The following is a 25579-nucleotide window of genomic DNA, read 5'->3' on the forward strand; positions in this document are numbered from 1 at the left end:
ATTAACCAAGGGCCAAATCCGTTCGCGCGCATAAGTGTTGTCACGGTCGAGAGGTCTCATCCCTAACAGGTCACCACCCCGCTAGGAACCACGCGATATGGCTGCCATGCTATTTGGCAAGGAGCGCTTTTGCCCGTCGTTCTCGCGGTCGTTCCGTCGAGCGCCACGTAAGGGTCCGTGCAGCGCAACTTTAATTTGGGAGGAGTCGTATGGAAGTTTTAGATATCAAGGACCGACACGTCAGTCGATGGCGTCGTCGTGTGTTGAAAGGACTAGGCGCAACTGCGGCGTTGGCAGGCTTGCGCCCAGCGTCGCTTTTCGCAGCCCAGAGCAACCGCACTGAACTGCGCGGCACTACATTCGATCTGGAGATCGGGCCGACGCCGGTGAACTTCACAGGAGCGCCGCGCATCGCAACCGCGGTTAACGGCCAGGTGCCGGCGCCGACCCTTTATTGGACGGAGGGTGACGTCGTTACCATCCGGGTCACGAACCGTTTGCCCACAGTGAGTTCCATACACTGGCACGGCATTTTACTGCCGGCAGACATGGATGGAGTGCCCGGGATAAGCTTCTCAGGCATCAAACCCGGGGAAACCTTCACTTATCGCTTCGAAGTCAAGCAAAGCGGCACCTACTGGTACCACAGCCACTCGGCGTTCCAGGAGCAGTCCGGTCTCTACGGACCAATTGTCATCGTTCCGAAGTCGGGCGAGCGCGTGGCGGCGGACCGCGAGCATGTCGTCATGCTGTCCGACTGGACGGATGAGAAGCCGGAACGTGTGATGGCGAACCTGAAGAAGATGAGTGACTTCTTCAATAACAAGCAGCCCACCTTCGGCGCATTTGTCAGCGACATTAAAACCATGGGTTTCGCGGCTGCCGTCGAAAAGCGCAAGATGTGGAATCAGATGCGCATGATGCCGACAGACTTCAGTGATGTGACGGCCAGCCGGAATATCAGCGGCGCACTTCGGTTCTTGATCAACGGCGCCACTGCGGACGGGAATTGGACCGGACTTTTCCGCCCCGGAGAGAAGGTGCGGCTACGCATCATAAATGGCGCTGCGACTACCATCTTCGATCTGCGGATTCCCGGCCTGAAGATGACGGTGGTCTCCGCCGACGGGCAGGATGTGGAGCCCGTTACGGTCGACGAGATCAGGATTTCAGTGGCCGAGACCTACGATGTCATCGTCGAGCCTGCCGAAGACAAGGCCTATACGATTTTCGCTCAGTCGATCGGACGATCCGGCTTTGTGCGGGCCACGCTTGCGCCGAGGCAGGGGATGCAGGCAGCCGTGCCGCCAGTGGACGAGGCACAGTGGCTTACGATGACGGACATGATGGGGGCCATGGCCATGTCGGGCATGCATGGATCCGGATCCTCGGCCGGCAGCCACGCGATGAATGGGGGCCGTCCACCGGCTGCGATGGACCACGGCCAGATGCAGCATGCAATGCCTCCGGAAAACCATGCCGGCCACACCGCCCCGGGCTCGGGCACTGCTGCGAAGAATACTGCTATGCCGAAAGTGAATCACGCGCGAACAGAGTATGGTCCCGGCGTCGACATGCACGTCGACATGCCTCGCACGAACCTGGATGACCCTGGAGTCAATCTGCGAAATAACGGCCGGCGGGTGCTGACCTATGCCGACCTGCGCACTGTCGGCGGTCCTGTCGACCCGCGCGAACCGACGCGCGAGATCGAACTGCATCTGACGGGCAATATGGAGCGGTTCATGTGGTCGTTCGACGGACAGAAATTCTCGGAGGCGCTACCGATCCACTTCCGGTTTGGCGAACGGCTGCGTATCGTACTGGTCAACGACACGATGATGAATCACCCGATCCACCTGCACGGCATGTGGAGCGAGTTGGAGTCGGAGAGCGGGGAGTTCCTTGTCCGCAAGCACACGATCAACGTCCAGCCGGCGCAGCGGATCACGTATCGGGTGACCGCCGATGCACCAGGGCATTGGGCATATCACTGCCACTTGCTTTATCACATGGAGGCAGGAATGTTCAGGGAGGTGGTCGTATCATGAAAAAAACACCGTTAGTTTCACTTCAGCTGGCGCTCGCGTTATCGGCCGCCTTATCGGCACACGCGCTGGCCCAATCCAGCAGCCGGCCGTCGGCGCAATCGACACAATCTACTGAGGGCGCGCAGCCCACTTCTGGCAAGGATATGTCAGAAATGGATCATGCAGCCATGGGTCATGCAACCGCAGCACCGCCGACCAAGCAAACAGCGCGGAAAAAGCAAGCTCCGCCAAAGCCTGCCCGCGGTGCTGGACGTGGAGGCGCTGCAGCGGTGCCCCAGCCTGCGCCGGAGCTGGCCGTGCCCGCCATGGATCACGCGGCGATGGGGCACGGGGCAGCGGCGGGGCAGGCCAAGCCGGCAGCACAACCAACGCAGCCCGAGACCCCGTCGGCCGCACAGTCATCGGCGGTGGACCAAAGCCACGCCGGACACGTGATGTCCCGGCCGCAGCAGTCGAAGGGAACATCGCAAACTAACCCGGGAGCGCAGAGCCAGGGCATGGGACAGATGGATCACTCGGCCATGGGGCACGCGAACGCGCCGTCGCAACCTCCGAAGGTCACCGTTCCCGGCGGTTCGATGGATCATGCCGCCATGGGGGGCGCCATGACCGGAGGTCAGGGAATGCAGATGGGCCCGATGCAAGGCGGATCCCCCCCTCCTGATGCGCGTGACCCGAACGCCTATAACGAGGGTACACGGCATGCCGGTTTCGGCAATCACGAAATGAACGATAACGCCCCATTCGGAAGGGTACTGTTTGACAAGGCGGAGTTTGCGAAAGGAGATGGAGAGCGAGGCCAGAACATCGAACTCGAAGCCTGGTACGGCAACGACTACAACAAGTTGTGGATCAAAGCCGAAGGCGAGCGGCGCGGCGGCGCGCTTGAGGAGGCACGCACGGAGCTGCTATGGGATCGTGCTTTCGCCACGTTCTGGAGCACGCAACTCGGTGTCCGTCACGATACTGGGGAAGGAAGAAGCCGTGACTGGGTAGCCTTTGGCGTGCAAGGGCTGGCACCTTATTGGTTCGAGACCGAGGCCACGGCCTACTGGCGCTCCGGGAGCGGCCTCGCGGCGCGGCTGAGCACGAAGTATGAAGTGCTGTTCACTCCGCGCCTCATCCTCGAGCCGGAACTGTCGGCAAACCTGTACAGCCGCGTCGACCAGGAGCGGGGAACGGGCTCGGGCCTGTCCGACGTAAGTGCGGGATTGCGCCTGCGCTATGAGATCACCCGCAAGTTCGCGCCCTACGTCGGCGTGACATGGAGCAGGCAATTTGGCGAGACGGCTGACTTCGCGCGGCAGCGTGGCGGGAAACCGCGAATTGTCCAGGCGGTCGCCGGCGTGCGCCTGTGGTTCTAGGGAGGATGGGCCATAAACCGTCCCCACACCGTGTAGACGTCCTGAAACCGAGACATAACCCAACTTTCAAGGAGAACATCATGCACCAGCAACACGAAACCTGTATCAAAGCCTGTAACGATTGCGCCGATGCGTGCGACATGTGCGCCTCTGCTTGCCTGCAGGAAGACGACGTCAAGATGATGGCCCGCTGCATTGCGCTCGATATCGATTGCGCGCAACTGTGCAGGACGGCCGCAGCGATGATGGCAAGGGGTAGCGAAGCTGCAAAAGCGGTTTGCGATGCCTGCGCGGCGATCTGCGACATGTGCGCCGACGAGTGCGCAAAGCATCAGATGCAGCACTGCCAGGATTGTGCCGCCGCCTGCCGCCGGTGTGCCGATGAGTGCCGGCGCATGGCCGGCGCACACTGATCGTCAGTGTCGTGCTCAACCGCTGCTCAGGCAGAGTGGCGGAATTCCCAGGTGTTCGTCGGGCCATCCTGACGGGCACCTGCATGTTCGGTCTGGAAGGTGACTCAGCTTTTCGGGCTGCCTCGCGATCAAGCCGACCTGGCGCGCAGGAGCCTGGCGGACAATGCCACGCCAGGCCATTTGACCTGCTATTGCGTTGTACGCCGCCCAGACCCTGGCCAGGACGGCCTATAGAAAAATAAAACGGAAAGGTATGATGATGACTCAGTTACGAAACCGAAACCTTGCTGTTCATGTGGGTCTCTGGGTCCTGCTATTACTGCTTGGGGCAATCTTCATCTGGTTCGGATTTTATAACTTCGCGGCCGACGTGAAGCACTCACGGCCCGTATTTTCGCTGATCGAAACTGCACGTGAGCGTTCCGTGCAGGTTCGCGCCGCGAAAATCGGCGTGCCGACGCTGGAGGACCGGGCAGCCATCGTCAAAGGTGCCGGCAACTATCAAGCCATGTGTGCCCAGTGCCATCTGGCTCCCGGAATGGGGCCAACCGAGCTCAGTCGTGGGCTGTACCCATCACCGCCTGCGCTCGCGAAAAGCAATGTCGATCCTGCGGTGGCATTCTGGACGATCAAGCACGGCATCAAGGCGTCGGGCATGCCTGCCTGGGGCACAAGTATGGGCGACCCGGATATCTGGAGTCTTGTTGCCTTCCTGAAGAAGCTTCCAGGAATGGAAGCAGCCGCTTATCGCGAACTGGTCCAAAGCAGTGCCGGCCACTCGCATGCAGGGGCCGCTGCCCCGAGCCATGGAAATACGCCGCACAGCATGGAAGAAAGCATGCATGGGGAGCACGATGACGCTAACCCGAAGGCATCGGCTGCCACCGGACCCGGTCATACGCACAAGGAAGGCGAGCAGCACTGAGGCGTGTCGGCGTCTATCCTGGCGCGGCGGTCAGTGGCTTCGAAATAGCAAGGATGCCTTTTTGGCCGTCGCCGAAACGAGCGATGGCCTCCCGATGTTTGCTCAGTTCGCCATAGCCGATATAGCGCACGTCGAGTTCGCTGACGCGCGAAAATGCGGGGCGGGCGAACTGTGCACGCACGTCGCTCTCCCTCGCGTCGGGGGCGACCAGGAAAAACGTCGAGCCGTCGTGATCGGGAACCCCAAGGGCAAGGTCGAGCATCCGCACGATTCCCGAATAGATACTGGTGCTGTGCTCGACCTCGAATGCCAGCGTGATTCTGTCGGTGCTCCGATCGATCCATAGTACATCGATGAGGCTGACAGTATCGGATGCGGAGCTTGTCCGGATCGCTTTCGGCAATTCGCTCAGGCAGCCGTCCGCCAGCTTGCCATCACCGTAGGCGCGCCCTTTGTCATTGCTTGCGATCCAGACGTGGTATCCGAGAGCCAAGCCCAGATCGCGTAACCAGCCTTGGACCTCCGTATGGGTCCGGTCTGTTTCTGCGGCTAGCTTGCGTGCGTTGGATGCCGCAGCGTTTCCTTCATGCGCCTTCTCGAGGTCGACCTTCCAGTCGAGTGATACCCCGGTGCCGCTGCCAACGCTATAGCGACCAGTGCCGATATCGAACATGAATCCGGCCACGGCGCCCAGATCATTGGACAGTATGTTGCGATGCGTCGCATTGAATTCGATAAGGCGCTCGCGCATGGCGAGGTACTCGGTCCAACGGCCGAGTTTCACCTTCGCACCGAAAAATTCGTTGAAACCCTTAACGATCGCGGTATTGTTGGGTGGTACAAATGTCGGGTGGAGGAAGTAGAGCAGATTGGCACAGGCGGGCCCGAGGCCTTTGATCTGGCGTGCGTCCAGCACACGCACGGCCTCCACAAGCTCGGCTTCACTCTGACAGCAAAGGCAGGTATCCAGGAACCGTCCGAAGGCGAGCTGGTTGCCCCGGTCTTCATAGATATCTGGAATACGCAATTTCGGCTTCCAGAGGAACGCATGATCTGCGCCTTTGAATATCTGACGCTGCTCCGCGATGGAGTGCACTACCGTTTCAAGCGAAGATCCCCGGTATGCGACGCCAAACACACCATCACGGATCTCGCGGACCACTTCCTGCAAGCCCCTCCGGATCGAGCGGAAGTTCTTCAGCCTTTGATCCCATAGAAACCACGAGCGGTAGGTCCCATCGGGATCTGCCTTCCACTGCTCGATCAGCGATCGCTGCTGTTGCGTGGCGGGCATCGTCAATACGTCCATCTATGTCCTCAAGAGTTGGAAGGAGTGCGCAATTATTGTAGCTTGGAAAGTGGCCAAAAATGCGACTAAGCGGCACTTGCTCCCAACCGAAATCCAGACCGCCGCACTGAGGCGCGTGGGCGGGCGCATAGCTCAACACTAACAAGTACCTCACGAGTGCCGGAGCGGAAGAAAATTGGCGGCCTGCCGGCCGCCAACGGCAGCAAAACTTCAAAATCTATCGCTGCGTGAAGGATTTACTTGGCTTTGCGAGAGGACCAGTGGACGTGAACGATCACCCAGTCGCCGCCCTTTTTTTCCAGGACAGCCGTTTCGGTGCCGAAGACATGCAACGGCTTGCCACGCGAAGTACCCGTCGTTTCGGTCTCGGCCCAGACCACGGCGGTGTTACCGTCGACACGTTCGGACTGCTTGAGAACCTTGCGCGTAGCGGTTTTCGCGAATTCCATATCGCCGCCCAGGTGGTGGCCGGCATATTCGTCGCGCGAGCGCTCGACGTATCCTGCCTCGTAGATGGCAATCTCCGGCGACAGGAGCGAGAGGGCCTTGTCCTTGTCGCCCGTGGTGAGTGCGTGGTGGAAAGCGGCAACGGCGTCTGTCGGGGATGCGGCAAAGCCGCTTGCGTGCACGCCCAACAGCGCGGTAGCGAGTGCGGCCGCTGCCAGGGATTTTTTGAACATGTTTTCTCCTTCTAATTAGTTTTTGTTCAGGACGTCATCGGTGGCGACGTCGAGGTCAGGATGGCCGCGACAACGAGCACAGCGAGCAGGACAATCGCCTCGACCTGGAGGATGCGCGCAAAACGGCCGCTTGCTTCGCGTGCGGCATCGCTCGTCTGAGTCAGCGCTCGCAGCAGAGAAGGCATGACAACGAACCGGTTGATGCCGCCAAGCGCTGCTGCGGCCAGGACGAGACCGACCTTGATGATCAGGGTCGTACCGTACGGGTTGCCGAGCAGATTTTCAGGAACCTCCAGCACGCGCCACGTGCTGATCGCCCCTGTGACGAAAATACCGGCCAGGGCGACAGTTGCGCTGTTTGAAAGCGCCTCGACGTAAGCGGCGCAATCAGAACGGCTCTCGGAAGTGTTCCCGGGCAGCTGGCGTAGGGTGATCAGGCCCGCTACGAGCACTTCGCCCATCCAGGTGCTGATCAGGACCAGGTGCAGCCAGTCGACCGCGACGGCCCAGGTGAAGTCGCCGGCGGCGCCGGCGTGGCTGACCATGCTGCGGCTGTAGAGCAGCACACCGATGGCCAGGACGCGGATTGCGGAAGTCCCGGGGGCGGTTTGAACACGCGGGGGGGCCGCCGCTGCGGCGCCTGTCACGACGAGCGCGGCGGCGCCGATCATCCACGCCAACCCGAAGTGCGTTCCAGTGATCACCGATCGCACTGCCGGCAGCGCTTCAGGCAAGGGCACCTCTGCCATCGATGCCGCTTCGATCCAGAGGATCGCGACATATGCCGCCACCGCTGCGGCGGTTCCTGCGAGCAAGGCAGCACGCAGGCGCGGCAACATGGACTGGGCCCAGGGCGAAGCCTTGGCACGCAGCCAGAGCAGCGCCGCGCTTGCCCCAACGAGGAGGGCAAGCGACAGGTTCAGGATGACGGTGACGGCGCGTTGAACCGATGCGAGATCGGATTCCACTTATTTCACTTGGAAGGAAAATTCGCCCTTGACCTTGTGACCGTCGCGGGTAACAGTGGTCCACTGCACACGGTAGGCGCCCGCATGCAGGTCTGGCGTCGCGGCAACAAGCGCCTTGGGGTCGGCCGGGTCGGCAGCAAGCTTCGACGGCTCGAGCACTGCTCCTTTCTGGTCGATCAGCTTGATCTTGCTAAAGGGAAGTTCGAGGGGCTCGTTAAATTGCAGGCGCACCTGCGCCGGCGCCGGGCTGACGACGCTATTTGCCGCTGGTTGCGAGCCCACCAGCTTGGCGTGGGCCAGCGCGGCGGGTGCAGCAACGGTGGCGACAGCCGCAGCTACGGCGACAAGCAGATTCTTGAAGTTCATGTGATTTCTCCTTGATGCCCCCGCGCCTGTGCAAGCGCGGGGACGTGCTGCACGGACGGGTTCCTGATTACTGCGCCTGTTCCAGCTGGACGACGGTCACGGCACCGTTGGCGCGGTCGGCAGCGAACCTGACCTTGTCCCCGACCTTGACCTGCGTAAGCATTGCCTGATCCTTCACCCGCATGACCATCGTCATCGCGGGCATGTTGAGGTTCTTGATTTCACCGTGGCGAATCGTGATTTTCCCCGCGTCCTGGTCGATCTTTTTCACTTCGCCATCGATCAGCCCTGCCGGCGCGGATGCTGCATGGCCGGCGTGGCCTGCCTGGGCGCCATGCGAGCCGTGTCCGGCGTGGGTGCTTTCCTGGGCCAGCGCTACCGTGCTTGCGGCGGCCATCACGATGGACAGGGTCAGTTTCGAGAATGCGTTCATTGTGGTTCCTCCAGTTAGGTGTGGTCAGTTGTAGTGCTTGAAAACAGCGGTCTTGCCATTGGCCTGCACCAGCAGGACGTCGTACGGATCCTTGCGCGGGCCTTCCATCCCGGGCGAGCCGAGCGGCATGGCGGGCACGGCCAATCCCTTGGCCTTGGGTTTTTGCGCGAGCAGCCGCTTAATGTCGGCCGCGGGCACATGGCCTTCGATCGCGTAGCCCTGGATCATCGCGGTGTGGCAGGACCCGAGCGCGTTGGGAATGCCGCCACGTTCGCGGTAGTCCGACGGATTGGCGACGTTCGCCACGCGGGGCGTGAAGCCATTGGCCTTCAGGTGTTCCACCCATGCGCCGCAGCACCCACACGACTCGCTCTTGAACACGTCGATGACGGGGGCGGCCGCCATTGCAAACATTGGTGTGCACAACGCAGCGGCGAGTGCGGCCTGGCGTAATAATCGCTTCATGAGACACTCCTTTCGTACTCAGCTTGGGCTCGTACTTTAGTTATCGATGGCCTTGATGGCCAGTGGGCTTACGAACGGTTACTTCGATGTCCACAGGCTTCGTGGCAGGCATGGCTTGGCCGCCTGCCGTCTGGCTGCGCACGGCGGCCGGCGGCTCTCCCTTCCATTCATAAGCAACGGTCCCGGCCGGGTGCTTGTACCAGCCCGGATCCTTGTAGTCGCCCGGCTTCTGGTCCTTACGCACCTTCAGCACCGTGAACATGCCCCCCATCTCCACGCCGCCGAACGGACCCTGGCCGGTCATCATCGGCAGCGTGTTCTCCGGGATCGGCATTTCCATCTCGCCCATCGAGCCGCCTTTTTCGCCCATGACCATGTAGTCCGGTACCAGATTGCTGATTTTCTCGGCGACACCGCGGTGGTCGACGCCGATCATGTTCGGCACGTCGTGCCCCATCGCATTCATCGTGTGGTGCGACTTGTGGCAGTGGAAGGCCCAGTCGCCCGGCTCGTTGGCGATGAATTCGATGGCGCGCATCTGGCCCACCGCGACATCGGCCGTGACTTCCGGCCAGCGCGACTCCGGACGGGTCCAGCCACCATCGGTGCCGGTCACTTCGAACTCGTGCCCGTGCAGGTGGATCGGGTGGTTCGTCATCGTCAGGTTGCCGAAGCGGATGCGCACGCGGTCGTTCTGGCGCACGTTCATGGTGTCGATGCCCGGGAAGGCGCGGCTATTGAAGGTCCACAGATTGAAGTCGGTCATCTCGTTCACGCGCGGCGTGTAGCTGCCCGGGTCGATGTCATAGGCGCTCAGCAGGAACACGAAGTCGCGGTCGACCCGGTGGTGGGCCGGGTTTTTCGGGTGCGTGACCCAGAAGCCCATCATGCCCATCGCCATCTGCACCATCTCGTCGGCATGCGGGTGGTACATGAAGGTGCCAGGGCGCTTCGCGACGAATTCATAGACAAAGGTCTTGCCCGGCTGGATACCCGGCTGGTTCAGGCCCGTGACGCCGTCCATGCCGTTCGGCAGGCGCTGGCCATGCCAGTGGATGCTGGTGTGCTCCGGCAGTTTGTTGGTGACGAAGATGCGCACCCGGTCGCCTTCGACCACTTCGATGGTCGGGCCCGGGCTCTGGCCGTTATAACCCCACAAGTTCGCCTTCATGCCGGGCGCGATCTCGCGCACCACGGGTTCCGCGATGAGGTGGAACTCCTTGACCCCGTTGTTCATGCGCCAGGGCAGGGACCAGCCGTTCAGGGTCACAACCGGGTTGTAGGGACGTCCGTTGGGTGGAGGTGGCGGCGGCTGGGTGGCCGCGCTGGTCATGATGGGTGCTTCGGGCAGGGTGGCCGCGCCGGCGCGGCTCACCAGGCCTGCGCCAACCAGTGCAGCTGCGCCAGTGAAAAAATTTCGACGAGTACTCATTACTTGTTTCCTTGATTAATGTGCTGGGGCAGCTTCTTCGCTTGCGCCGCCGCCCATGCTGACCGTGGCGCCGCCCGTACCGTTGATGGCGGCCTGCAGGTCGGTGTCGGCAATCCAGTAGTCGCGCTGCGCCTCGATGGCGGCGTTCACGCCGTTGATTTGTGCCCGGGCGTCGGCAAGCAGCTCGAAGACGCTCATGAGCATGCCGTTGTAGCGCAGCAAAGTCTCTTCCGAGATCTTTTTCCGGAGCGGCACGATCTCGTCCCGATAGTGCCGGGCGACGTCGTAGCTCGTGCGGTAGGCCGAATAGGCTTCGCGCACCTGAGAGCGCGCCGTGACGGCAGTATTGGCCGTGCGGTGAACCGCCTGCATGTAGAGCGCCTCGGCTTTTGCCGTGCGTGCGCCGCCCCAGTCGAACAGCGGCAGGGCAAGCTCGATCTCGTAGCCGTTCTCGCGCGGCTCGCCGGACGTGCTCGAGTTCACGTAGCCGGCATCGAGCACGTTGACGAAGCCGGTGGCTTTCGTCAGGCCCAGCGCTCGCGCCGTCGCTTGCGTGCTCAGCTTCGCCAGCTGCACGTCCAGGCGCTGCTGCAGCGCGAGCGATTCGATGTTGCCGGGGTCGCGCGGCGCGCCTGGCAGGTCCGGAAGCCTGTCGGGCAGCTGGAATGCCATATTCGCGCCCCACACGCCCATCAGCCTTGCCAGCTGCTCGCGTGCTGCCGTCGCGTTGTGGCGGGCACGCGCCAGCTGCGCGGTGGCTTCGGCGGAGAATGCCTGCTCGCGCGCCTGGTCGAGGGTGCTCAGGTGGCCGACTTTCGCCATGCGCGCCGCCAGTTCGGCGCTTGCCTGCGCGGCATCGCGCACCTGCTCCGCGTATTTCGCCGACTGCGCCGCCGCAACGGCATTGAACCAGGCCTTGCGCGTGTCCGCAGCTGTGCCAACCGCTTCGGTGGCGGCAACGAGCTTCGCACTCTCGAAGCGGCGTCCTTCGATGTCCCGGCGCAGGGGGATCGTGACGAGTCCGATGAGATCGAACATGACGCTGCGTTCGATCTCGGTTTCTCCGCCACCCGACATCCGGCCGAAGCTGAAGGACGGGTTGGTCATACGGCCGGCCTGTACCAGGTCGGCTTCGGCGACCCCAAGTTCGGCAAGCGAGGCACGCAGGCCGCGGTTGTTGAGCAGGGCAACGCGCACCGCATTATCGGCAGACAGGGGCTGCTTCAGCAGCGCGGACAGTTCCGCCTGGGCTTCGGTTTCAGCACTGGTGCCGCGCGGAAGACGAACGTCCTGGCCGATGCGCTCGGTGGTCATGGACGAGACGGCGTCCAGGCCGCCGTCCTTTGAAAAGCTCGCGCAGCCGGCCAGCGTGAGGGCGACGGCGGCGATAGCAACCGTGCGCAGAGCCGGTGCAATTTGTTTTGTTGTCATTGTTCGGTCTCGCCTCAGTGATGCTTGTGTTGTTCGGCGGACGCCGCGGCGGGCTCGGCGCGGCGCGGCGCGTCACCGGGGGCGGGAGCCGGCGATTGGTGGCCCGCATGCGCGGTCTGGCCACCCACGGCATCGTTGGCGGCGCGCCACGACTTGTCGGGTGGCGGTACGCCATCCTTCATAGCAGGCGTATAGCCGCTCATGGCCGACGCATAAACGGTGGCTGGCACGGCGACGGATGGATCGGCCGGGTCGGGCGTACGGGAGTTCTGCTGGGCCTGTGCTCCAAGCGCAGCAGTGAGCAGGGTGCCAAAGGCAACCCACAGCTTGAGTTTCATTGTCAATCCTCGAAATCGGTAACAGGGTGCGCAGGCGCGCACCGGAGCTCAGGACAAACCGCCGCGGCAATTTGGCGCCGGCGGGTGTCCTGGTCGATCAAGCGGATTTATTGCCGGGGAGGGCGTTGGAGACCGTCGGGGATGAAACCGGCAACGAAATCGGCGCGAGGCACGATCACCGGCTCGGACCCGTCATAAGCGGGAAGTGGAAGAGAAAATGAAGGAGGCGCAGCCGCACCTGCACACAATGCCGAGCAGGCGCTGCACGATGAGTGGCCGGACTTTTTCGCCTCGGCATGATGGCCATCGCCGCCGAAAACCGCAGTCGCCTTTGCTGCCGCGTGCCCGCCGTGCTGGGCATCCGCGTCGTCCAGCCCCAGGTGCGACGTATGGTCGATCGTGGCAACCGCTTTCGCTGGCGGATTGGCCGGCACGCACGACATGCTGGCGGCAGCGGCTGCCGCGTGGAGCGGAAGCACGGCCATCAGGAGCCAAACCAGAAATGTCGTGAGCGTACGGTTCATAGATTTGCTGAGTATAGCACGACGCTTTTCTGTTTCGAACAGCTTTAAGCTTGACCAAAGTCAGCCGGATGACGCGCATGCCGGCCTGCATGTTGCCTTAACGTGTGGCACCGCACAGCCGCGACGGGCCGACTGGCACGATGATCGGACCTGGACGCGTGGCGCAACTGCTGCGCGATATCTTGACATCGAAAAGGAGCTGAAGATGAAAAAGATCCAGTCACGAATCGTCTGTACAGCCGGCAGCCTCATGCTCGTATTTGGCGTTGCGGGAAACACGCTCGCGCAAAATAGCCATGCGCAGCACGGTAGTGCTCCCGCCGCAGGGGCACAGCAGCATGCCGGCGGCGGCCATGACATGATGAAGACCATGGACGAGATGCACCAGAAAATGTCCTCCATGCCGATGACTGGCGACCACGATCATGACTTTGCCATGATGATGCGTTCGCACCATCAGGCCGGTGTCGACATGGCCCGCGCTGAGCTCGAGAAGGGTAAGGATGCGAACCTGAAGCAGATGGCCAAGAAGATCGTTTCCGATCAGACCAAGGAAATCAAGAAGCTCGACGACTGGCTGGCCAAGCATCAGGCGTCCGGAAAATAAGTGACTCATCCCGGCAGCGCGGCAGGCCGGCTGCGCTGCCATTCCAGCTACCGAAAAGTACGACACCCGATTTCCGGACGGTATCGTGCACGCCAGCTTCGCCAGTCCTGTTAGAGTTTTTGCATGGCTGCGCTACGCACACTGGTGATGTATTTGCTTTGTCTGATGGTTGGGTACCACGGGTACGCCAACGCGGCAGTGACCTGCTCGATGCTTGACATCGGGCATCACTCCCAGACAGACGCATGCGCCGAGACGGGCGATGCTCCAGATTCAGATGGTGACGAATGCTGCTGCGTGTCGGCTGCTCAATGCTGCGCAAAGTTCATGGTTCCGTTTGCCCCGCTGCCCGCCGTGACGAACCTGGCATCACCAGCCCCTGAGCTTCAGGATTGGACCAGGGCCATCACGGCTTTCTCCTCTCACACCCCTCCCGTTCCCGATCCACCTCCGCGCGCCTGAACGACAGTGCGGCCGCCCGTCTGGAGTGTTCCAGGCGCTCCGGCGGTGCACCACCGACGTCATGACCTCGACCACACACAGCTGGCGTGCCTTTGGTACGCCGGTCCGAACGTGTTCGTCCAAAAATACTCACAATCGATGGGGGTTACATGAAGCGCAACCATTTTCTTCGTGGTGCGATAGTCATTGCTTCGCTTTTTTTACCGATGGTCACGCCAGCCCATGCCGGCATCATTCTCGTCCACGACAGGTCGGCATTCGGCGCCACGACCACGAGGTCCGGTACCGATGACTTCGAAGACCTGGAGGCTAGCCAGGTCGAAGGCGAGCTTGAGCGCACGGCGGGCTCCTACAGTTACCACGTCGCTGCAGGTCCGAGCGATGCCGGCTTCTATCCCGCGACATTCAACGGCGACACCTTCCTGACGTCGACGATGGCAAGCGATGTGCTGACGTTCCGCGGATTTGCGCCGGATGTTTTCGCCTTCGGGGGCAGTTTCTTTGCAACCGACGCCTACGGTGCGCTCGTGCCTGGTCACACCATCGAGCTGACCGCTGCTAGCGGATCCGACAGGATCGCTTACACGCTCGACGGCTCGTCCCTGAGCGCGTTCTTCGGATTCATTTCAACCAACGCTCTCACCGAAATCACACTGCGCACGATCGGCGAGCAAGGCAACGTTTACTGGGCGACTGCCAACAATGTTGTCCTGGCGACCAATGACAGTGTTGCGCCGGTCCCCGAACCATCCTCCCACGCAATGTTGCTGACGGGCCTGGCCGCAGCAGCGTTTGCACGCCGGGCGCGGCGGTACCGCGCATAAGCAAGAGCCAGATGGACTAATCCACCACGATCAAGGAGCATGACATGAAAGCACAGAACCTGAAACTGAATCGTTTTTCCCTTTCGGCACAATCGCGTGCACTGGCTTGCCGCGCCGCGCTCAGCCTGGGTGTCCTTGCCGCTTCGGCCGGGATGGCACATGCGGAGGGCCCCGGCAGGGGCAACACGGCCCAGTTCGAGAAGAACTACCTCGTCTTCATCATCAACCACCATTACTCGGCACTTCGCATGACCGAGCTTGCGGCCGGCACGGATCCGATGCGCGATCCGCAGATCGTCGCGCCGCAGGAAGGAACATCGCCGACACCGGGCTTTGCCGCAACACCGGCGAAGGCGAGCGACGACGAGATCAGGTCGATGGCGCGCATGGGGAACCGTGAGCAGCGTGAGGAGATTGGCCGCGCCCTGCGCATGCTCAGGGAGTGGTACGGCATCCAGTACCAGCCGCAACTCACGCCTGATGGACGCCGGATGATCGCCATGCTCGAGGCAACCCCGACAGGCAGCCAGTTCAACCAGGTGTTCCTGCGTACATTCAGCAATCACCACCTGAGCGCGCTCGCGCCCAGCCTGCACTGCACCGTCAAGAGCGATCTCAATCATGACGGTTTGCAGCGCTACTGCGAGAACATCGTGATTGTCCAGAAGAACGGCATCAACGATATGCGCGAGATGTTGTGCAAGAAATATGCGGACTGCGGCTTTATTCCGATGACGGGCGACAAGCGGAAGGACCACGAGTTCTAAGCGACCGTCCTGACGTTAATGGCCCCCAGTGCCGCCGCATTACCAGGCCGTGCGGCGGCAATGAGGGACGGGCGAAAAAGATTGACCGTCACCGCTCATGGCGCTTGACCTTCCGATGATGGGAAGGTTTACAGTGCTTACAGACCGTTCAAACAGGAGGTACGCTATGCATACGTTCAAGGTAGAAAAGATGTCGTGCGGTGGATGCGCCGCCCGGGTTACCCGTGCCGTGCAGTCGATGGACCCCGAGGCAAAAGTCGAGGTATTGCTGAACGACGGCCTCGTCCAGGTGGATAGTGCGGAGACGGCGGATGCAATCGCAGAAGCCGTAACCGCTGCCGGATATCCGGCGAGCCAAGCCGCGCGGACTTGAGCAAGAATGTGTGCCGGAGTAGTTCCGGCACACATCGACTACACGTATGAAGCGAGTTCGATGTACGAGACCAGGAAAGATTCCAATATGAACGACCTGTCGCAGCATGATCACGAGGGACCCAAACATCATCCCGGCCATGGCTCAGGGCACGGCGCCGACCATGGGAACGGGGGCGGCGAGAAGCCGTTCACCGACCCGGTCTGCGGCATGAAAGTCGGAGCCGATCCAGCCAAAGAGATCCAGTACGAAGAGGCGACCTATCACTTCTGCAGCACGAAATGCATGGACAAGTTCCGCGCGGCGCCCCGGCAGTACGTCGGTGGCGCAAAGCCCGCGCCGGCGGCGGCCGCACCGGAAGGAACGATCTACACCTGCCCGATGCACCCCGAAGTCCAGCAGTCGCAGCCCGGCAACTGTCCGATCTGCGGCATGGCGCTCGAGCCCATGCTGCCGTCGCTGGAAGAAGAAGAAAATCCGGAGCTGGTGGATTTCAGGCGCCGCTTCTGGTGGACCCTGCCGCTGACCGTCATTGTGACCGTGCTTGCGATGGCCGGACACCGGCTCTTCCCGGCTGGCCTGGCGGGACAGAGCTGGATCGAGCTCGTACTGAGTACGCCGGTCGTGCTGTGGGCCGGATGGCCGTTCTTCGTCCGGGGCGTGCAGTCGCTGCGCAATCGCAGCCCCAACATGTGGACGCTGATAGGACTCGGCGTCGCAGCCGCCTATGGCTACAGCCTGGTCGCGACCGTCGCACCTGGGCTTTTTCCGCAGACTTTCCTGATGCACGGGCGTATCGGGGTCTACTACGAGGCGGCCGCGGTCATCATCTCGCTGACCCTGCTGGGGCAGATTCTGGAGCTGCGTGCGCGCTCCCAGACATCCGCCGCGATCAAATCGCTGCTGGGCCTGGCACCGAAGACGGCGCGCCGCATCAATGCCGACGGCAGCGAAGAAGATATTCCACTGACCCATGTCCACGTCGGCGACGCGCTGCGCGTGCGTCCAGGGGAGAAGGTCCCCGTCGACGGCGTCGTCCTTGAAGGCGAAAGCGCAGTCGATGAATCCATGCTGACCGGCGAGCCGCTGCCCGTCACCAAGCGACCGGGCGACAAGGCGATCGGCGCCACCATCAATACCAGCGGCAGCCTGGTCATTCGCTCGGAAAAGGTAGGGGCGCAGACCATGCTGTCGCAAATCGTCCAGATGGTGGCGCAGGCACAGCGCTCGCGCGCACCAATGCAGCGCCTGGCGGACGTGGTTGCCGGCTACTTTGTGACGATCGTGGTGGCCATCGCCGTGCTGACGCTGCTTGGCTGGGGTTTCTTCGGACCGGAACCAAGCTGGGTGTACGGCTTCGTCAACGCGGTCTCCGTGCTGATCATCGCCTGTCCATGCGCACTGGGGCTGGCCACGCCGATGTCGATCATGGCAGCCACTGGCCGTGGCGCCACGCAGGGGATCCTGTTCCGTGATGCCGCCGCCATCGAGGGCCTGCGCAAGGTCGATACGCTGATCGTCGACAAGACCGGTACGCTCACCGAAGGCAAGCCCGCGTTCCACTCGGCGGCCGCGGCGCCTGGCGGGAGCGAACAGGAAGTATTGCGGATTGCCGCCAGCATCGACCAGGGGAGCGAACACCCGCTGGCCCACGCGATCGTCGCCGAGGCGCGCAGCCGCGGATTGGTTCTGGCAAAGCCGGAGAGCTTCGAGTCCTCCAGCGGTATCGGCGTGCGCGGGGTGGTCGAAGGCAAGCAGGTTGCACTGGGTAACACCGCGCTCATGGATATCGAGAAGGTCGCCTGGCAGCCGCTCGCAGACCAGGCGGAAAGTTTGCGTCTCGAGGGCGCAAGTGTCATGTACCTGGCGGCCGACCGCCAGCTCCTGGGACTGGTCGCCGTATCGGATCCGGTCAAGCAGACGACACCCGAAGCCCTGGCGACATTGAAGGAGGCCGGGATCACGGTCGTGATGGCGACTGGCGACGGCCTCACTACCGCGAAATCGGTGGGCACAAGGCTCGGCATCGAGGAAGTCTATGGCGAGGTCAAGCCACAGGACAAGCTCGCATTGGTGGAACGCCTGCAGGGGGAGGGCAAGACGGTCGCGATGGCTGGGGACGGCATCAACGACGCCCCGGCACTGGCCAAGGCCAATGTCGGCATCGCGATGGGGACGGGCACCGACGTCGCCATCAACTCCGCGCACGTCACGCTGGTGAAGGGCGACCTTCGCGGCATCGCGCGGGCGCGCCTGCTGTCGCTGCAGACGGTACGCAACATGCGGCAGAACCTGGCCTTCGCGTTTGTCTATAACGCGCTCGGGATTCCTCTCGCCGCAGGACTGCTTTACCCATTCACCGGCCGCCTGCTGTCGCCGATGATTGCGGCGCTGGCGATGAGCCTGAGCTCCGTGTCCGTTATCACCAACGCGCTTCGGCTGCGCGGAACAGCGAAGTAACAGGAGCTGCCCGGGGAGTGCGCGGGAAAATAGGCGTTTGGTGCCGCAATACAAGAAAATGCGCCGCGGCATCGCGTTTTCGGGTGCTTGGCTCTGCCAAAGCCCTGCAGCTTGGGACTGCTCAGAATATCGACATCGGTTGGGTTATATCGTCACTCCGAACTTGTTCATTAAGGAGCGGCGGTCATGCCGAAAATCACGATTCTGAAGAAGACAAATCTCCAGGAAGACAACTGGCATTCGATGTTGATCTCGCTGTTCAGGGGATGGGCGGCGTTGGAGGTGGCCGCGGCGCATCTGCGTGCCATGACCTATCCCGGCTTCGGTGAGGTAGCGAATCCGCCCGTGCTCTTCGTGGGGCTTGCGTTCAGCACGGGCTTCGCTTACCTGGCCGTGATGGTTTTCTTCGTGCTCAGTGGCTGGCTGGTCGGCGGAAGTTTCCTCAACAAGATGGACTCGGAGCGTGCGCTCCAGCATTACGCGGTCGACCGGGTTTCGCGCCTGTGGGTCGTGCTGGTGCCGACCTTCGTGGTCGCGCTGCTCGCGGGCGTCGCCGTCGGCGTGGTCGATCCGGCCCGGGTTTCGTTTTCGGCAGACAACCCGTATTCGGTCAGCGCCTTCATCGGCAACATGTTTGGCCTGCAGACGATCCTCGTGCCTTCGTTCGGCGAGAACTTCCCGCTGTGGAGCCTGGCCAACGAGACCTGGTATTACGTGCTATTCCCGCTGCTGGTACTGGTGTTTCGAGGCAGATCGATCGCGTGGCGGGCTTCGGCGCTGCTGGCGATCGGCGTCATCGTCCAACTGGTCACGCCCGAGATCATCCTGTACTTCTCGATCTGGCTGCTCGGCGTCGCCTTCTCGCGGGTGAAGATCGAGGCGGGACCGGTCCTGCGGTGGGTACTGCTGATCCTGGCCGCCGGTAGCGCCGTCCTCATCCGCCTGAAGGGCACAAACGAATTTAATCTGGAAAGCTATCCCCAGTTTCTAATGTTTAGCTTACTCTTCGGACTGTTCCTGTCCAGCATGCAGTTCAAACGCCAGCCGTCTTCCAAGCTGGACCGGTTGGACCGCACCGGGAAATTCTTCGCCGATTTCTCCTTTACCCTGTATGTGCTGCACGTTCCGATGATTTTCGTGATGGTGTACCTGATGCCGTCGCTGCTCGGTACCAGCAAGCTCTCGCCCCACATCCTGTCGCATTACCTCGTCTATGTGGCGATGTTCCTGGTGCTCGTGGTCGGTAGCTACTTCTTCCATCTGCCGTTTGAGGCCAATACGGGGCGCGTGCGTCGATGGGTGAAGGCGCAGCTGTTTGCGCGTGTCGGTACGGTTCGGACTTGAAGGCAGGACGGGGCGGCGGAAGGTCACGAAGTGGCCGACCGCCGCCCAGCACCCTGCTGGGCTCACGACCCGACCCGTTGAACGGATAGGCGTGCGACCAACACCAGGCATGTCTGGGCTTAGTTGCCGGGTGCATCGTGTCTGTCAGGGTCGCTATTTGTCAGCAACTTCGCCAGAAAAGCGGGCGGCTCCTCCACATCCGCTCCTGATCGCAGACGGCAGGTCGCAGTAGCGTCATTTATGCGCATTTGCGTTGAAGTTTTCTTTCTTCGCAAGACCTCCCCGACCCTAGTCGCGTTACATACCTACTCAATCCGCCGCGCTCTTCGCAAGCCAACGTTCAGCCGAAAGAGTCGAACTACGAAGTACAGAGGATGAGATCCCCAGAGGACACTGCTAGCGCGATTCCGCGATCGCGACATTAATTTCAGCTTCTCCAACGATAAGCTGAAGTGCGGGTAAGCCATCCTCAACCATCTCTAACGCAAGGCCGACCAGTTGGATAACGTCATCTCTGCTGGCGTTAGCGGAATGACCTCGGGGATGGGAATGCCATTCGCCCACATATCCAACAATGTTCGCTGTGCGTACTTCAACGTCGTCAATGAGTTGAGCAACCCCGCTGGTTCCTCGAATAAACGACGCTGGGGTACCGATACTGTCTGGCGGTGCTGGACAGGCTTTCACGATGACGATGCGCTTCAACGACAGGTCGTGGTAGCCAAGCAGTATGCCCCCGGTCTCGCTTGGCAGGTTTGCCAAGCGCATCGCACGCAGTTCGTTCTCAAGCCCCTCATCCATGTAGACCGTGAAATCCGCGACTTGGCGAAAGGTTTCCTTGAACGCAGGTACTGTGTAAGCTTCTACCGCGCCGCTATCTGAGTCACGATGCCACACAGCAATCTTGGCATCGGCCACCTTTGCGGACTCAATCACCATCTGTGCTAAATTCGCCGCGTGTACCTGCACTTGCGCCAGCGACAGTCTGAACGAAATATCCCTGCAGCTAGCGCCACTCCAGAACGTTCCACCGTGTCCGATTAGGTGATGCCGTCCCCACGCGTTTTCTATCAGAGCGCGATAGTACTGCGCCTCGATCGTTCGAAGGTGGATTGATCTATCCGCATTCTCTGCGAGCAGAACCGATGACTTGCCGCTTGGGGTGAGGAAAACCGACATATGTCGGGGCAGGCGAAGATCGTCACTCGCCAATCGTGGGTATTCCAGTGTCGTTGAGGCATCGATAACCAGGGCGGCTGCCCCAATAGCTCCGGCAACTCCTGGGCTTGAAAGGGCGGTGGCATCCGCAACCAAAGGTGCGAACCGATCCTCATCCCTTGTTGCCATCTTTGCCAATCGAGCGCCGACGCTAGCTTTTGATTGGCCAATATTACCGTCGAACGCAACGTGCCTGGTGAGATTGTGTGGCTTGATATGGTCCTTGTCGATCACAGTCCAAGTGCCCCAGCCAGAACGCGCCCATAGGTTGAGTAGGCTGCTCCCAAGTGCACCGGCACCGACCAGTACACTTTTAACGCCTTCGTCCGATAAGCCGGATTGCGCACGGAACGCTGCAGTGTCGTTCTTACGCAATAGGGCAAATTGAACAAGCTGCATGTTATCGAGGGCCTCCAACACAGGCGCTTTGCCGAAGAGAGCATTCTCTCGATAGTATCTACCGCCATGCAACATCAGCGCACCGATCTTGCGTCCCACTTCGAGAAAGGGCTCGAAGATCATGAACGCACGGTGCAGAGTTCTGCTCGGTGCTTCATGCACTGAACGCCGCATCGGCGTGTGCAAAATAATTGTCGTGTACGCGCCGCCAAAAGGCTGCACTGCGCCGTGCTCAGACACGCGATTCGAAATCTGTTGGCGAATCAAACCGAGTACGTCCACACCTTTAGAGTGCAATATGCGAGCAAGCGCTTCCATCGATTGCGGGGTATCTTCGATACTTCCGTGAACCACCGGAGGCAACATGACCTGAATAGGCTCTGCTGCCAGTTCGGTGGACTCAGCCGTCGTAGTGAGGACGTACGTTTTTCCACCGCCTGCGTGCTGTTCTGACGCCGATATTGTGAATTTCTGTCCTTGCGCGATTAGTTCGTCGAAATTACTGGGAACAACCAGTTCGTCGTCTGAATTGAAGAACAGAATTTCCGGCAACTGATCGGCTGCATGTAGAGTTCCCGTCGCACTCGAGGCCAACCACCACTTGACTCGGCGTATGAACCGCTGCGGAGTCCATGTTCTGATGACTGTTGCTGTAGGCTCGTAATACAGACAAAGATCTCGTGGCGTGTCGGGTAAAGTCTGGTTCTGGTGCAGGAGCGCCGGAAAGTCTCTGCGCAGAGCGAGGGCATCTACTAGATAGCGTGGATTTCGCCACACCACAAATGCAATTCTTTCGGAATACTCAATGCCAACGCGGCAGCGGGTCGGAACACCGTGCGATTCGAGGTCGACGACGATAATTTCTCTTGCGCCATCCTCAGTTCGCCAACAGTCAACGAGCCTACAGTCCACGTCATGCCGGACGGCTTGGAAAAGCCCTCGTGCACGCTCTAACTGCAGATCAGCAGGAGCTATAGAAACCGCGCCTGGAAACCCGTAGTACGCCGTCACTTTTTGCCTGCGCGGGACGGGGTTGAAACCGCTGCGCCGACCGCACCAACGGCGGTAGATTTGATCCAGGCATTCCCTTCGGAAGTTAATTCGAAGATGATTGGCTCTGGTTTGTTGGCATTGGGTTCTTCCATTGTCACCAAAAATTTTCGGCCTTTTACCGCCTCGAGGCTTTCCTCATAAGCCTTGCGCGCCTGTATGTGCGGCGGCTGTTTCTGTTCGTAAGACTCTTTTACGTCAGTGCAGGGGCAACTGCAGCTAACGATGTAGGCACCTTTCCGCCCAGCATCAAGTATCTCTTGTACCTTGGGTTTTGGAACCGTCTTCTTGTCTCCCTTGTCGTCACTCAGCGCCAAGTAACTACAGTGATGAGGGATATTGTAGATATCCCATGCCAAACGACCCATATTGTCGTGATACTTCGTTGTATCGACAATGTCGCCAAGGCTTTCCCAAGTTGCGTCGCCGACCTCCAAATAATCGTAAATTTCGCCATCAGCGTCGAAGCGAACGTTGAATACCAGCGATGCTTCGTTACGGATTATGTCGCCATCGTCACAATGCTTGATAAACGGCGAGTGGCAAAAGAACTCGACTTTATCGTCTTCCAATGAAAAACCATCGACTAGCGTGCCCGCGTCAACGAACAGGTGGTCGCGTGCATCTGGGCTTTCACCCGCTCCTTCAATTTCGGGGTCAGCCAATCAATGAGGGCCTGGGGCTGAGAGAAGACCTTGATGCCTCTTCCTTCGAGGAGTCGGTGCCTGCCCTCTTGGCGTAAGAGGACGAACTCGTTCATCTGACTATCGTTGTCAGCGGTTTCCAAAAGCATCGCAGCCGGCATCCAAAGCTCCTGGATCTTTATCCGATCATCGCCCTGATATTTCTTGGCGTGCAACAGCTCGAAAAATTCGGTACTGCCCTGAATGTGGTCCAGATCGGCGTGAGTAAATGCGACCACATCGAAGTAGTCGCGGCCGGCAGCGGTGAGTTCCGCCCTCAATTCGGCTTTTAAGTTTATTTCCGGGCGTTCGGCGTTTTCCGATGCAGAAGAGTGGTTAAAGTCGAAGAGAATCCGCCGTCCGTTGTTCAAGATGGGGTGATCAGGGAAAACGGAAAAAATCGGGCGCTAAGCCACTCGGGCGCAGCAGTTGAACGGGCCAGCCGAGTCAAGGCGCAAGTGTCACTTTCAGGTATTGGTACAGGGTCTCCCGACTGATGCCGAACTCACGCGCAAGCGTTGATTTCTGCTCGCCAGCGGCGGCACGGCGACGCAGCTCGACAACTTGGTCGTCGACCAACGCCTTCTTGCGGCCACGGTATGCACCGCGTTGCTTGGCCAGTGCGATCCCCTCCCTCTGTCGCTCGCGGATCAGCGCCCGCTCGAATTCGGCGAACGCCCCCATGACCGATAGCAGCAAGTTCGCCATCGGTGAATCCTCGCCGGTGAAAGTCAGAGACTCTTTAACGAACTCGATACGAATGCCGCGCTTGGTGAGCTGCTGTACCAGGCGGCGCAGGTCGTCCAGGTTGCGGGCCAAGCGATCCATACTGTGCACCACCACTGTGTCGCCCTCGCGCGCGAACGACAGCATGGCATCAAGTTGCGGCCTCAGAGTGTCCTTACCCGACGCCTTGTCTATGAATTGCTTGTCCAGCTGGACGTTGTCGAGTTGGCGTTCTGGATTTTGCTCGAAGCTGCTGACCCGAATATAGCCAATGCGCTGACCGTGCAAGATGTGTCTCCAAATAGCCGAAAGTGTCAGGGGAACTCTAAGACCCTTCGCGGCATCTGTCAAGAAACTATAAACCGGACCCTATCCTGACTGATCAATCCGGCTTATCCTGACATCAGGTTAGGGTATGCCTTAGTCTGACAAATACGCTGATGAAAGTCGCAGTCCTGTCATCAGGCTGTAACGATATTTCTATAAATTTGGAATTGTCGTATCATTGACTCGATGGCGAATAGGAGACCCACATGCCTGACCACAGAAGTTTCAACGTACTTTTCCTCTGCACCGGGAACTCCTCGCGGAGCATCATTGCCGAGGCGGTGCTGAACGCCACGGGCACCGGTCGTTTTCGCGCCTACAGCGCTGGGAGCCATCCCGCCGGCTCGGTCCATCCTTTCGCGCTTGAGCAAATCGAACGGCTCGGTTTTCCCGTCACGGACCTGCGCAGCAAAAGCTGGGACGAATTTGCTGCGCAGGATGCCCCTCACATGGATTTCGTGATCACCGTATGTGACAAGGCGGCCGGCGAAGTTTGCCCGAGCTGGCCAGGCCGCCCGATCACGGCACACTGGAGCTTTGAGGATCCGGCCGCGTTCACGGGCACCGAACAGGCGCACCGGCAACTCTTCGCGAAGACTTGCCGCGAGATCAAGAACCGGCTCGACGTTTTTTCGATGCTCCCTTTCGAAACACTGTCGCGCCTGGCGATCGAAAAGCAAGTCAATGCCATCGGTCAACCGGTTGGACTGACGAATACGGCTGAGTAAGCAGCCGATTCAAGGCTGGCCGAGCAATCAATTACGGACTTCGCAATGGAAACCAAACAAGTCTTAGCCGCCCTTGCCGCCCTGGCCCAGGAGTCGCGGCTCGCAACCTTCCGCCTGCTCGTGCAAGCTGGACCGGCAGGGATGTCGGCAAGCCGAATCGCCGAAGCGCTGCAAATGGCGCCGTCATCGCTGTCGTTCCACTTGAAAGAGCTCACCCACGCCAACCTGGCGGTACCGCGCCAGGAAGGCCGCTTCATCATCTACGTGGCGAACTTCGACACCATGAATGCCCTTTTGGGCTTCCTGACCGCGAACTGCTGCGGCGGCAACCCGTGCTCGCCGGTCACAGGTTCAACGTGTGACACCAGCGCCGAGACCGCTTCCCTCTAACTCTAATTTTTCCACCCTGATCAAAGGTTTATCGTGAACGTACTTTTTCTGTGCACCGGCAATTCGTGCCGCTCCCTCATCAGCGAAGCCGTCTTCAACCATCTGGCCCCGAGCGGCTTGCACGCCATCAGCGCCGGCAGCCAGCCGATCGGGAAGCTGAACGAGCGCGCCGTCGCGCTGCTGCACAGCAAAGGGATCTCGACCGAGGGTTATTACAGCAAGTCCTGGAACGACCTGCCCGTGACGCCGGACGTCGTCGTCACGGTTTGTTCGAGCGCCGCCGGCGAAACGTGCCCGGCCTACCTCGGTCCGGTCCTGCGCACGCATTGGGGCGTCGACGATCCTGGCCACGTCATCGGCACCGAAGAAGAGATCAGCACGGCGTTCGAGAAGGCTTACGCCACGCTACGCGCGCGGATCGAAGCCTTCCTGGCCTTGCCGCTGAACGAGCTGCAGGACGACCGTGACCGCTTCAAAGCCGAGCTCGATCGCATCGGGCACATCGAAGCCTGACCAGCCGAC

General features: G+C 60.7%; 27 protein-coding genes. 13 read left to right on the forward strand and 14 right to left on the reverse strand.

Annotated features, from left to right (window positions below; all coding sequences use genetic code 11):
* Nucleotides 1-209 precede the first annotated feature (209 nt).
* The 4 genes from ACSUZJ_RS13810 to ACSUZJ_RS13825 all read left to right on the forward strand — a co-directional run bounded on the left by ACSUZJ_RS13810 (nt 210) and on the right by ACSUZJ_RS13825 (nt 4753).
* On the forward strand, nt 210-2051 hold the full coding sequence (locus tag ACSUZJ_RS13810; protein ID WP_499409013.1) for a copper resistance system multicopper oxidase: 1842 nt from the start codon (nt 210-212) through the stop codon (nt 2049-2051).
* A complete protein-coding gene (locus ACSUZJ_RS13815; protein WP_499409015.1) occupies nt 2048-3415 on the forward strand; it encodes a copper resistance protein B in 1368 nt (455 codons plus the stop codon). The genes ACSUZJ_RS13810 and ACSUZJ_RS13815 overlap by 4 nt, the downstream gene beginning before the upstream one ends.
* 80 nt (nt 3416-3495) lie before the next feature.
* On the forward strand, nt 3496-3828 hold the full coding sequence (locus ACSUZJ_RS13820) for a four-helix bundle copper-binding protein (protein ID WP_499409017.1): 333 nt from the start codon (nt 3496-3498) through the stop codon (nt 3826-3828).
* Nucleotides 3829-4081: 253 nt separating this feature from the next.
* The gene (locus tag ACSUZJ_RS13825; RefSeq protein WP_499409019.1) at nt 4082-4753 is read left to right on the forward strand and encodes a c-type cytochrome; all 672 of its coding nucleotides are present in this window, start codon (nt 4082-4084) and stop codon (nt 4751-4753) included.
* A gap of 13 nt (nt 4754-4766) precedes the next feature.
* Here ACSUZJ_RS13825 and ACSUZJ_RS13830 read toward each other — a convergent pair whose 3' ends face one another.
* From ACSUZJ_RS13830 to ACSUZJ_RS13875, 10 genes are all read right to left on the reverse strand, one after another.
* Nucleotides 4767-6062 (reverse strand): type II restriction enzyme NmeDI-related protein, encoded by a 1296-nt coding sequence (locus tag ACSUZJ_RS13830; RefSeq protein ID WP_499409021.1) that lies wholly within the window; start codon nt 6060-6062, stop codon nt 4767-4769.
* A 236-nt stretch (nt 6063-6298) separates the two neighbouring features.
* Nucleotides 6299-6742, reverse strand: a complete 444-nt coding sequence (locus tag ACSUZJ_RS13835; protein WP_313706984.1) for a YybH family protein — start codon at nt 6740-6742, stop codon at nt 6299-6301.
* Nucleotides 6743-6768: 26 nt separating this feature from the next.
* Nucleotides 6769-7710 carry a CopD family protein gene (locus ACSUZJ_RS13840; protein ID WP_499409024.1) on the reverse strand — a complete coding sequence of 314 codons (942 nt, stop codon included), beginning with the start codon at nt 7708-7710 and terminating at the stop codon, nt 6769-6771.
* The gene (copC, locus tag ACSUZJ_RS13845; RefSeq protein ID WP_313706986.1) at nt 7711-8076 is read right to left on the reverse strand and encodes a copper homeostasis periplasmic binding protein CopC; all 366 of its coding nucleotides are present in this window, start codon (nt 8074-8076) and stop codon (nt 7711-7713) included.
* Nucleotides 8077-8143: 67 nt separating this feature from the next.
* The gene (locus ACSUZJ_RS13850) at nt 8144-8509 is read right to left on the reverse strand and encodes a copper-binding protein (RefSeq protein WP_313706987.1); all 366 of its coding nucleotides are present in this window, start codon (nt 8507-8509) and stop codon (nt 8144-8146) included.
* A gap of 24 nt (nt 8510-8533) precedes the next feature.
* A complete protein-coding gene (locus ACSUZJ_RS13855) occupies nt 8534-8974 on the reverse strand; it encodes a DUF411 domain-containing protein (protein ID WP_313706988.1) in 441 nt (146 codons plus the stop codon).
* Nucleotides 8975-9014: 40 nt separating this feature from the next.
* Nucleotides 9015-10406 (reverse strand): multicopper oxidase family protein, encoded by a 1392-nt coding sequence (locus tag ACSUZJ_RS13860; protein WP_313706989.1) that lies wholly within the window; start codon nt 10404-10406, stop codon nt 9015-9017.
* A 15-nt stretch (nt 10407-10421) separates the two neighbouring features.
* Nucleotides 10422-11837 (reverse strand): TolC family protein, encoded by a 1416-nt coding sequence (locus ACSUZJ_RS13865; RefSeq protein WP_499409027.1) that lies wholly within the window; start codon nt 11835-11837, stop codon nt 10422-10424.
* Between the two features lie 14 nt (nt 11838-11851).
* Nucleotides 11852-12175: a hypothetical protein gene (locus ACSUZJ_RS13870; RefSeq protein ID WP_313706991.1), complete on the reverse strand. Its 324-nt coding sequence runs from the start codon at nt 12173-12175 to the stop codon at nt 11852-11854.
* 107 nt (nt 12176-12282) lie between these two features.
* Nucleotides 12283-12699, reverse strand: coding sequence for a hypothetical protein (locus tag ACSUZJ_RS13875; protein ID WP_313706992.1), 417 nt, complete (start codon nt 12697-12699; stop codon nt 12283-12285).
* 205 nt (nt 12700-12904) lie between these two features.
* Here ACSUZJ_RS13875 and ACSUZJ_RS13880 point away from each other — a divergent pair, with 205 nt between their 5' ends.
* The 6 genes from ACSUZJ_RS13880 to ACSUZJ_RS13905 all read left to right on the forward strand — a co-directional run bounded on the left by ACSUZJ_RS13880 (nt 12905) and on the right by ACSUZJ_RS13905 (nt 19536).
* Nucleotides 12905-13306: a DUF305 domain-containing protein gene (locus tag ACSUZJ_RS13880; RefSeq protein ID WP_313706993.1), complete on the forward strand. Its 402-nt coding sequence runs from the start codon at nt 12905-12907 to the stop codon at nt 13304-13306.
* Between the two features lie 611 nt (nt 13307-13917).
* On the forward strand, nt 13918-14592 hold the full coding sequence (locus ACSUZJ_RS13885; RefSeq protein ID WP_313706994.1) for a PEP-CTERM sorting domain-containing protein: 675 nt from the start codon (nt 13918-13920) through the stop codon (nt 14590-14592).
* Between the two features lie 44 nt (nt 14593-14636).
* Nucleotides 14637-15359 (forward strand): DUF305 domain-containing protein, encoded by a 723-nt coding sequence (locus ACSUZJ_RS13890; protein WP_499409030.1) that lies wholly within the window; start codon nt 14637-14639, stop codon nt 15357-15359.
* A gap of 166 nt (nt 15360-15525) precedes the next feature.
* Nucleotides 15526-15732: a heavy-metal-associated domain-containing protein gene (locus ACSUZJ_RS13895; protein ID WP_313704779.1), complete on the forward strand. Its 207-nt coding sequence runs from the start codon at nt 15526-15528 to the stop codon at nt 15730-15732.
* An 87-nt stretch (nt 15733-15819) separates the two neighbouring features.
* On the forward strand, nt 15820-18192 hold the full coding sequence (locus ACSUZJ_RS13900; RefSeq protein ID WP_499409033.1) for a heavy metal translocating P-type ATPase: 2373 nt from the start codon (nt 15820-15822) through the stop codon (nt 18190-18192).
* A gap of 186 nt (nt 18193-18378) precedes the next feature.
* Nucleotides 18379-19536: an acyltransferase family protein gene (locus tag ACSUZJ_RS13905; RefSeq protein ID WP_499409035.1), complete on the forward strand. Its 1158-nt coding sequence runs from the start codon at nt 18379-18381 to the stop codon at nt 19534-19536.
* Nucleotides 19537-19932: 396 nt separating this feature from the next.
* On the opposite strand, the gene cap2-3 is transcribed toward ACSUZJ_RS13905, so the two are convergent.
* The 4 genes from cap2-3 to ACSUZJ_RS13925 all read right to left on the reverse strand — a co-directional run bounded on the left by cap2-3 (nt 19933) and on the right by ACSUZJ_RS13925 (nt 23900).
* On the reverse strand, nt 19933-22164 hold the full coding sequence (gene cap2-3, locus ACSUZJ_RS13910; protein WP_499409037.1) for an anti-phage 6A-MBL system cap2_3 protein: 2232 nt from the start codon (nt 22162-22164) through the stop codon (nt 19933-19935).
* The gene (locus ACSUZJ_RS13915; protein ID WP_499409039.1) at nt 22161-22868 is read right to left on the reverse strand and encodes a hypothetical protein; all 708 of its coding nucleotides are present in this window, start codon (nt 22866-22868) and stop codon (nt 22161-22163) included. The genes cap2-3 and ACSUZJ_RS13915 overlap by 4 nt, the downstream gene beginning before the upstream one ends.
* Complete coding sequence (locus ACSUZJ_RS13920; protein WP_499409041.1) at nt 22790-23257, reverse strand: hypothetical protein; 468 nt, start codon at nt 23255-23257, stop codon at nt 22790-22792. Before ACSUZJ_RS13920 ends, ACSUZJ_RS13915 begins: the two co-directional genes overlap by 79 nt.
* 76 nt (nt 23258-23333) lie before the next feature.
* The gene (locus tag ACSUZJ_RS13925; protein WP_499409043.1) at nt 23334-23900 is read right to left on the reverse strand and encodes a recombinase family protein; all 567 of its coding nucleotides are present in this window, start codon (nt 23898-23900) and stop codon (nt 23334-23336) included.
* A gap of 245 nt (nt 23901-24145) precedes the next feature.
* Between ACSUZJ_RS13925 and ACSUZJ_RS13930 the strand changes: the two genes are divergently transcribed.
* The 3 genes from ACSUZJ_RS13930 to ACSUZJ_RS13940 are packed head-to-tail and all read left to right on the forward strand — an operon-like array spanning nt 24146 to nt 25570.
* Complete coding sequence (locus tag ACSUZJ_RS13930; protein WP_499409045.1) at nt 24146-24667, forward strand: arsenate reductase ArsC; 522 nt, start codon at nt 24146-24148, stop codon at nt 24665-24667.
* Between the two features lie 45 nt (nt 24668-24712).
* Nucleotides 24713-25057: an ArsR/SmtB family transcription factor gene (locus tag ACSUZJ_RS13935; protein ID WP_499409047.1), complete on the forward strand. Its 345-nt coding sequence runs from the start codon at nt 24713-24715 to the stop codon at nt 25055-25057.
* A gap of 33 nt (nt 25058-25090) precedes the next feature.
* Entirely contained in the window at nt 25091-25570 is a 480-nt protein-coding gene (locus tag ACSUZJ_RS13940; protein WP_499409049.1) for an arsenate reductase ArsC, read from the forward strand.
* The last annotated feature ends 9 nt before the right edge of the window (nt 25571-25579 follow it).

Origin of the sequence: Telluria sp. B2 (genome assembly GCF_051789535.1) — a bacterium.
Lineage (GTDB): Bacteria > Pseudomonadota > Gammaproteobacteria > Burkholderiales > Burkholderiaceae_D > Telluria.

Excerpts from the sequence above, each read along its gene's own strand:
- ACSUZJ_RS13810 (WP_499409013.1), top strand. The coding sequence starts at position 210 with ATGGAAGTTTTAGATATCAAGGACCGACACGTCAGTCGATGGCGTCGT.
- ACSUZJ_RS13815 (WP_499409015.1), top strand. The coding sequence starts at position 2,048 with ATGAAAAAAACACCGTTAGTTTCACTTCAGCTGGCGCTCGCGTTATCG.
- ACSUZJ_RS13820 (WP_499409017.1), top strand. The coding sequence starts at position 3,496 with ATGCACCAGCAACACGAAACCTGTATCAAAGCCTGTAACGATTGCGCC.
- ACSUZJ_RS13825 (WP_499409019.1), top strand. The coding sequence starts at position 4,082 with ATGATGATGACTCAGTTACGAAACCGAAACCTTGCTGTTCATGTGGGT.
- ACSUZJ_RS13830 (WP_499409021.1), bottom strand. The coding sequence starts at position 6,062 with ATGGACGTATTGACGATGCCCGCCACGCAACAGCAGCGATCGCTGATC.
- ACSUZJ_RS13835 (WP_313706984.1), bottom strand. The coding sequence starts at position 6,742 with ATGTTCAAAAAATCCCTGGCAGCGGCCGCACTCGCTACCGCGCTGTTG.
- copC (WP_313706986.1), bottom strand. The coding sequence starts at position 8,076 with ATGAACTTCAAGAATCTGCTTGTCGCCGTAGCTGCGGCTGTCGCCACC.
- ACSUZJ_RS13850 (WP_313706987.1), bottom strand. The coding sequence starts at position 8,509 with ATGAACGCATTCTCGAAACTGACCCTGTCCATCGTGATGGCCGCCGCA.
- ACSUZJ_RS13855 (WP_313706988.1), bottom strand. The coding sequence starts at position 8,974 with ATGAAGCGATTATTACGCCAGGCCGCACTCGCCGCTGCGTTGTGCACA.
- ACSUZJ_RS13860 (WP_313706989.1), bottom strand. The coding sequence starts at position 10,406 with ATGAGTACTCGTCGAAATTTTTTCACTGGCGCAGCTGCACTGGTTGGC.
- ACSUZJ_RS13865 (WP_499409027.1), bottom strand. The coding sequence starts at position 11,837 with ATGACAACAAAACAAATTGCACCGGCTCTGCGCACGGTTGCTATCGCC.
- ACSUZJ_RS13870 (WP_313706991.1), bottom strand. The coding sequence starts at position 12,175 with ATGAAACTCAAGCTGTGGGTTGCCTTTGGCACCCTGCTCACTGCTGCG.
- ACSUZJ_RS13875 (WP_313706992.1), bottom strand. The coding sequence starts at position 12,699 with ATGAACCGTACGCTCACGACATTTCTGGTTTGGCTCCTGATGGCCGTG.
- ACSUZJ_RS13880 (WP_313706993.1), top strand. The coding sequence starts at position 12,905 with ATGAAAAAGATCCAGTCACGAATCGTCTGTACAGCCGGCAGCCTCATG.
- ACSUZJ_RS13885 (WP_313706994.1), top strand. The coding sequence starts at position 13,918 with ATGAAGCGCAACCATTTTCTTCGTGGTGCGATAGTCATTGCTTCGCTT.
- ACSUZJ_RS13890 (WP_499409030.1), top strand. The coding sequence starts at position 14,637 with ATGAAAGCACAGAACCTGAAACTGAATCGTTTTTCCCTTTCGGCACAA.
- ACSUZJ_RS13895 (WP_313704779.1), top strand. The coding sequence starts at position 15,526 with ATGCATACGTTCAAGGTAGAAAAGATGTCGTGCGGTGGATGCGCCGCC.
- ACSUZJ_RS13900 (WP_499409033.1), top strand. The coding sequence starts at position 15,820 with ATGAACGACCTGTCGCAGCATGATCACGAGGGACCCAAACATCATCCC.
- ACSUZJ_RS13905 (WP_499409035.1), top strand. The coding sequence starts at position 18,379 with ATGCCGAAAATCACGATTCTGAAGAAGACAAATCTCCAGGAAGACAAC.
- ACSUZJ_RS13930 (WP_499409045.1), top strand. The coding sequence starts at position 24,146 with ATGCCTGACCACAGAAGTTTCAACGTACTTTTCCTCTGCACCGGGAAC.
- ACSUZJ_RS13935 (WP_499409047.1), top strand. The coding sequence starts at position 24,713 with ATGGAAACCAAACAAGTCTTAGCCGCCCTTGCCGCCCTGGCCCAGGAG.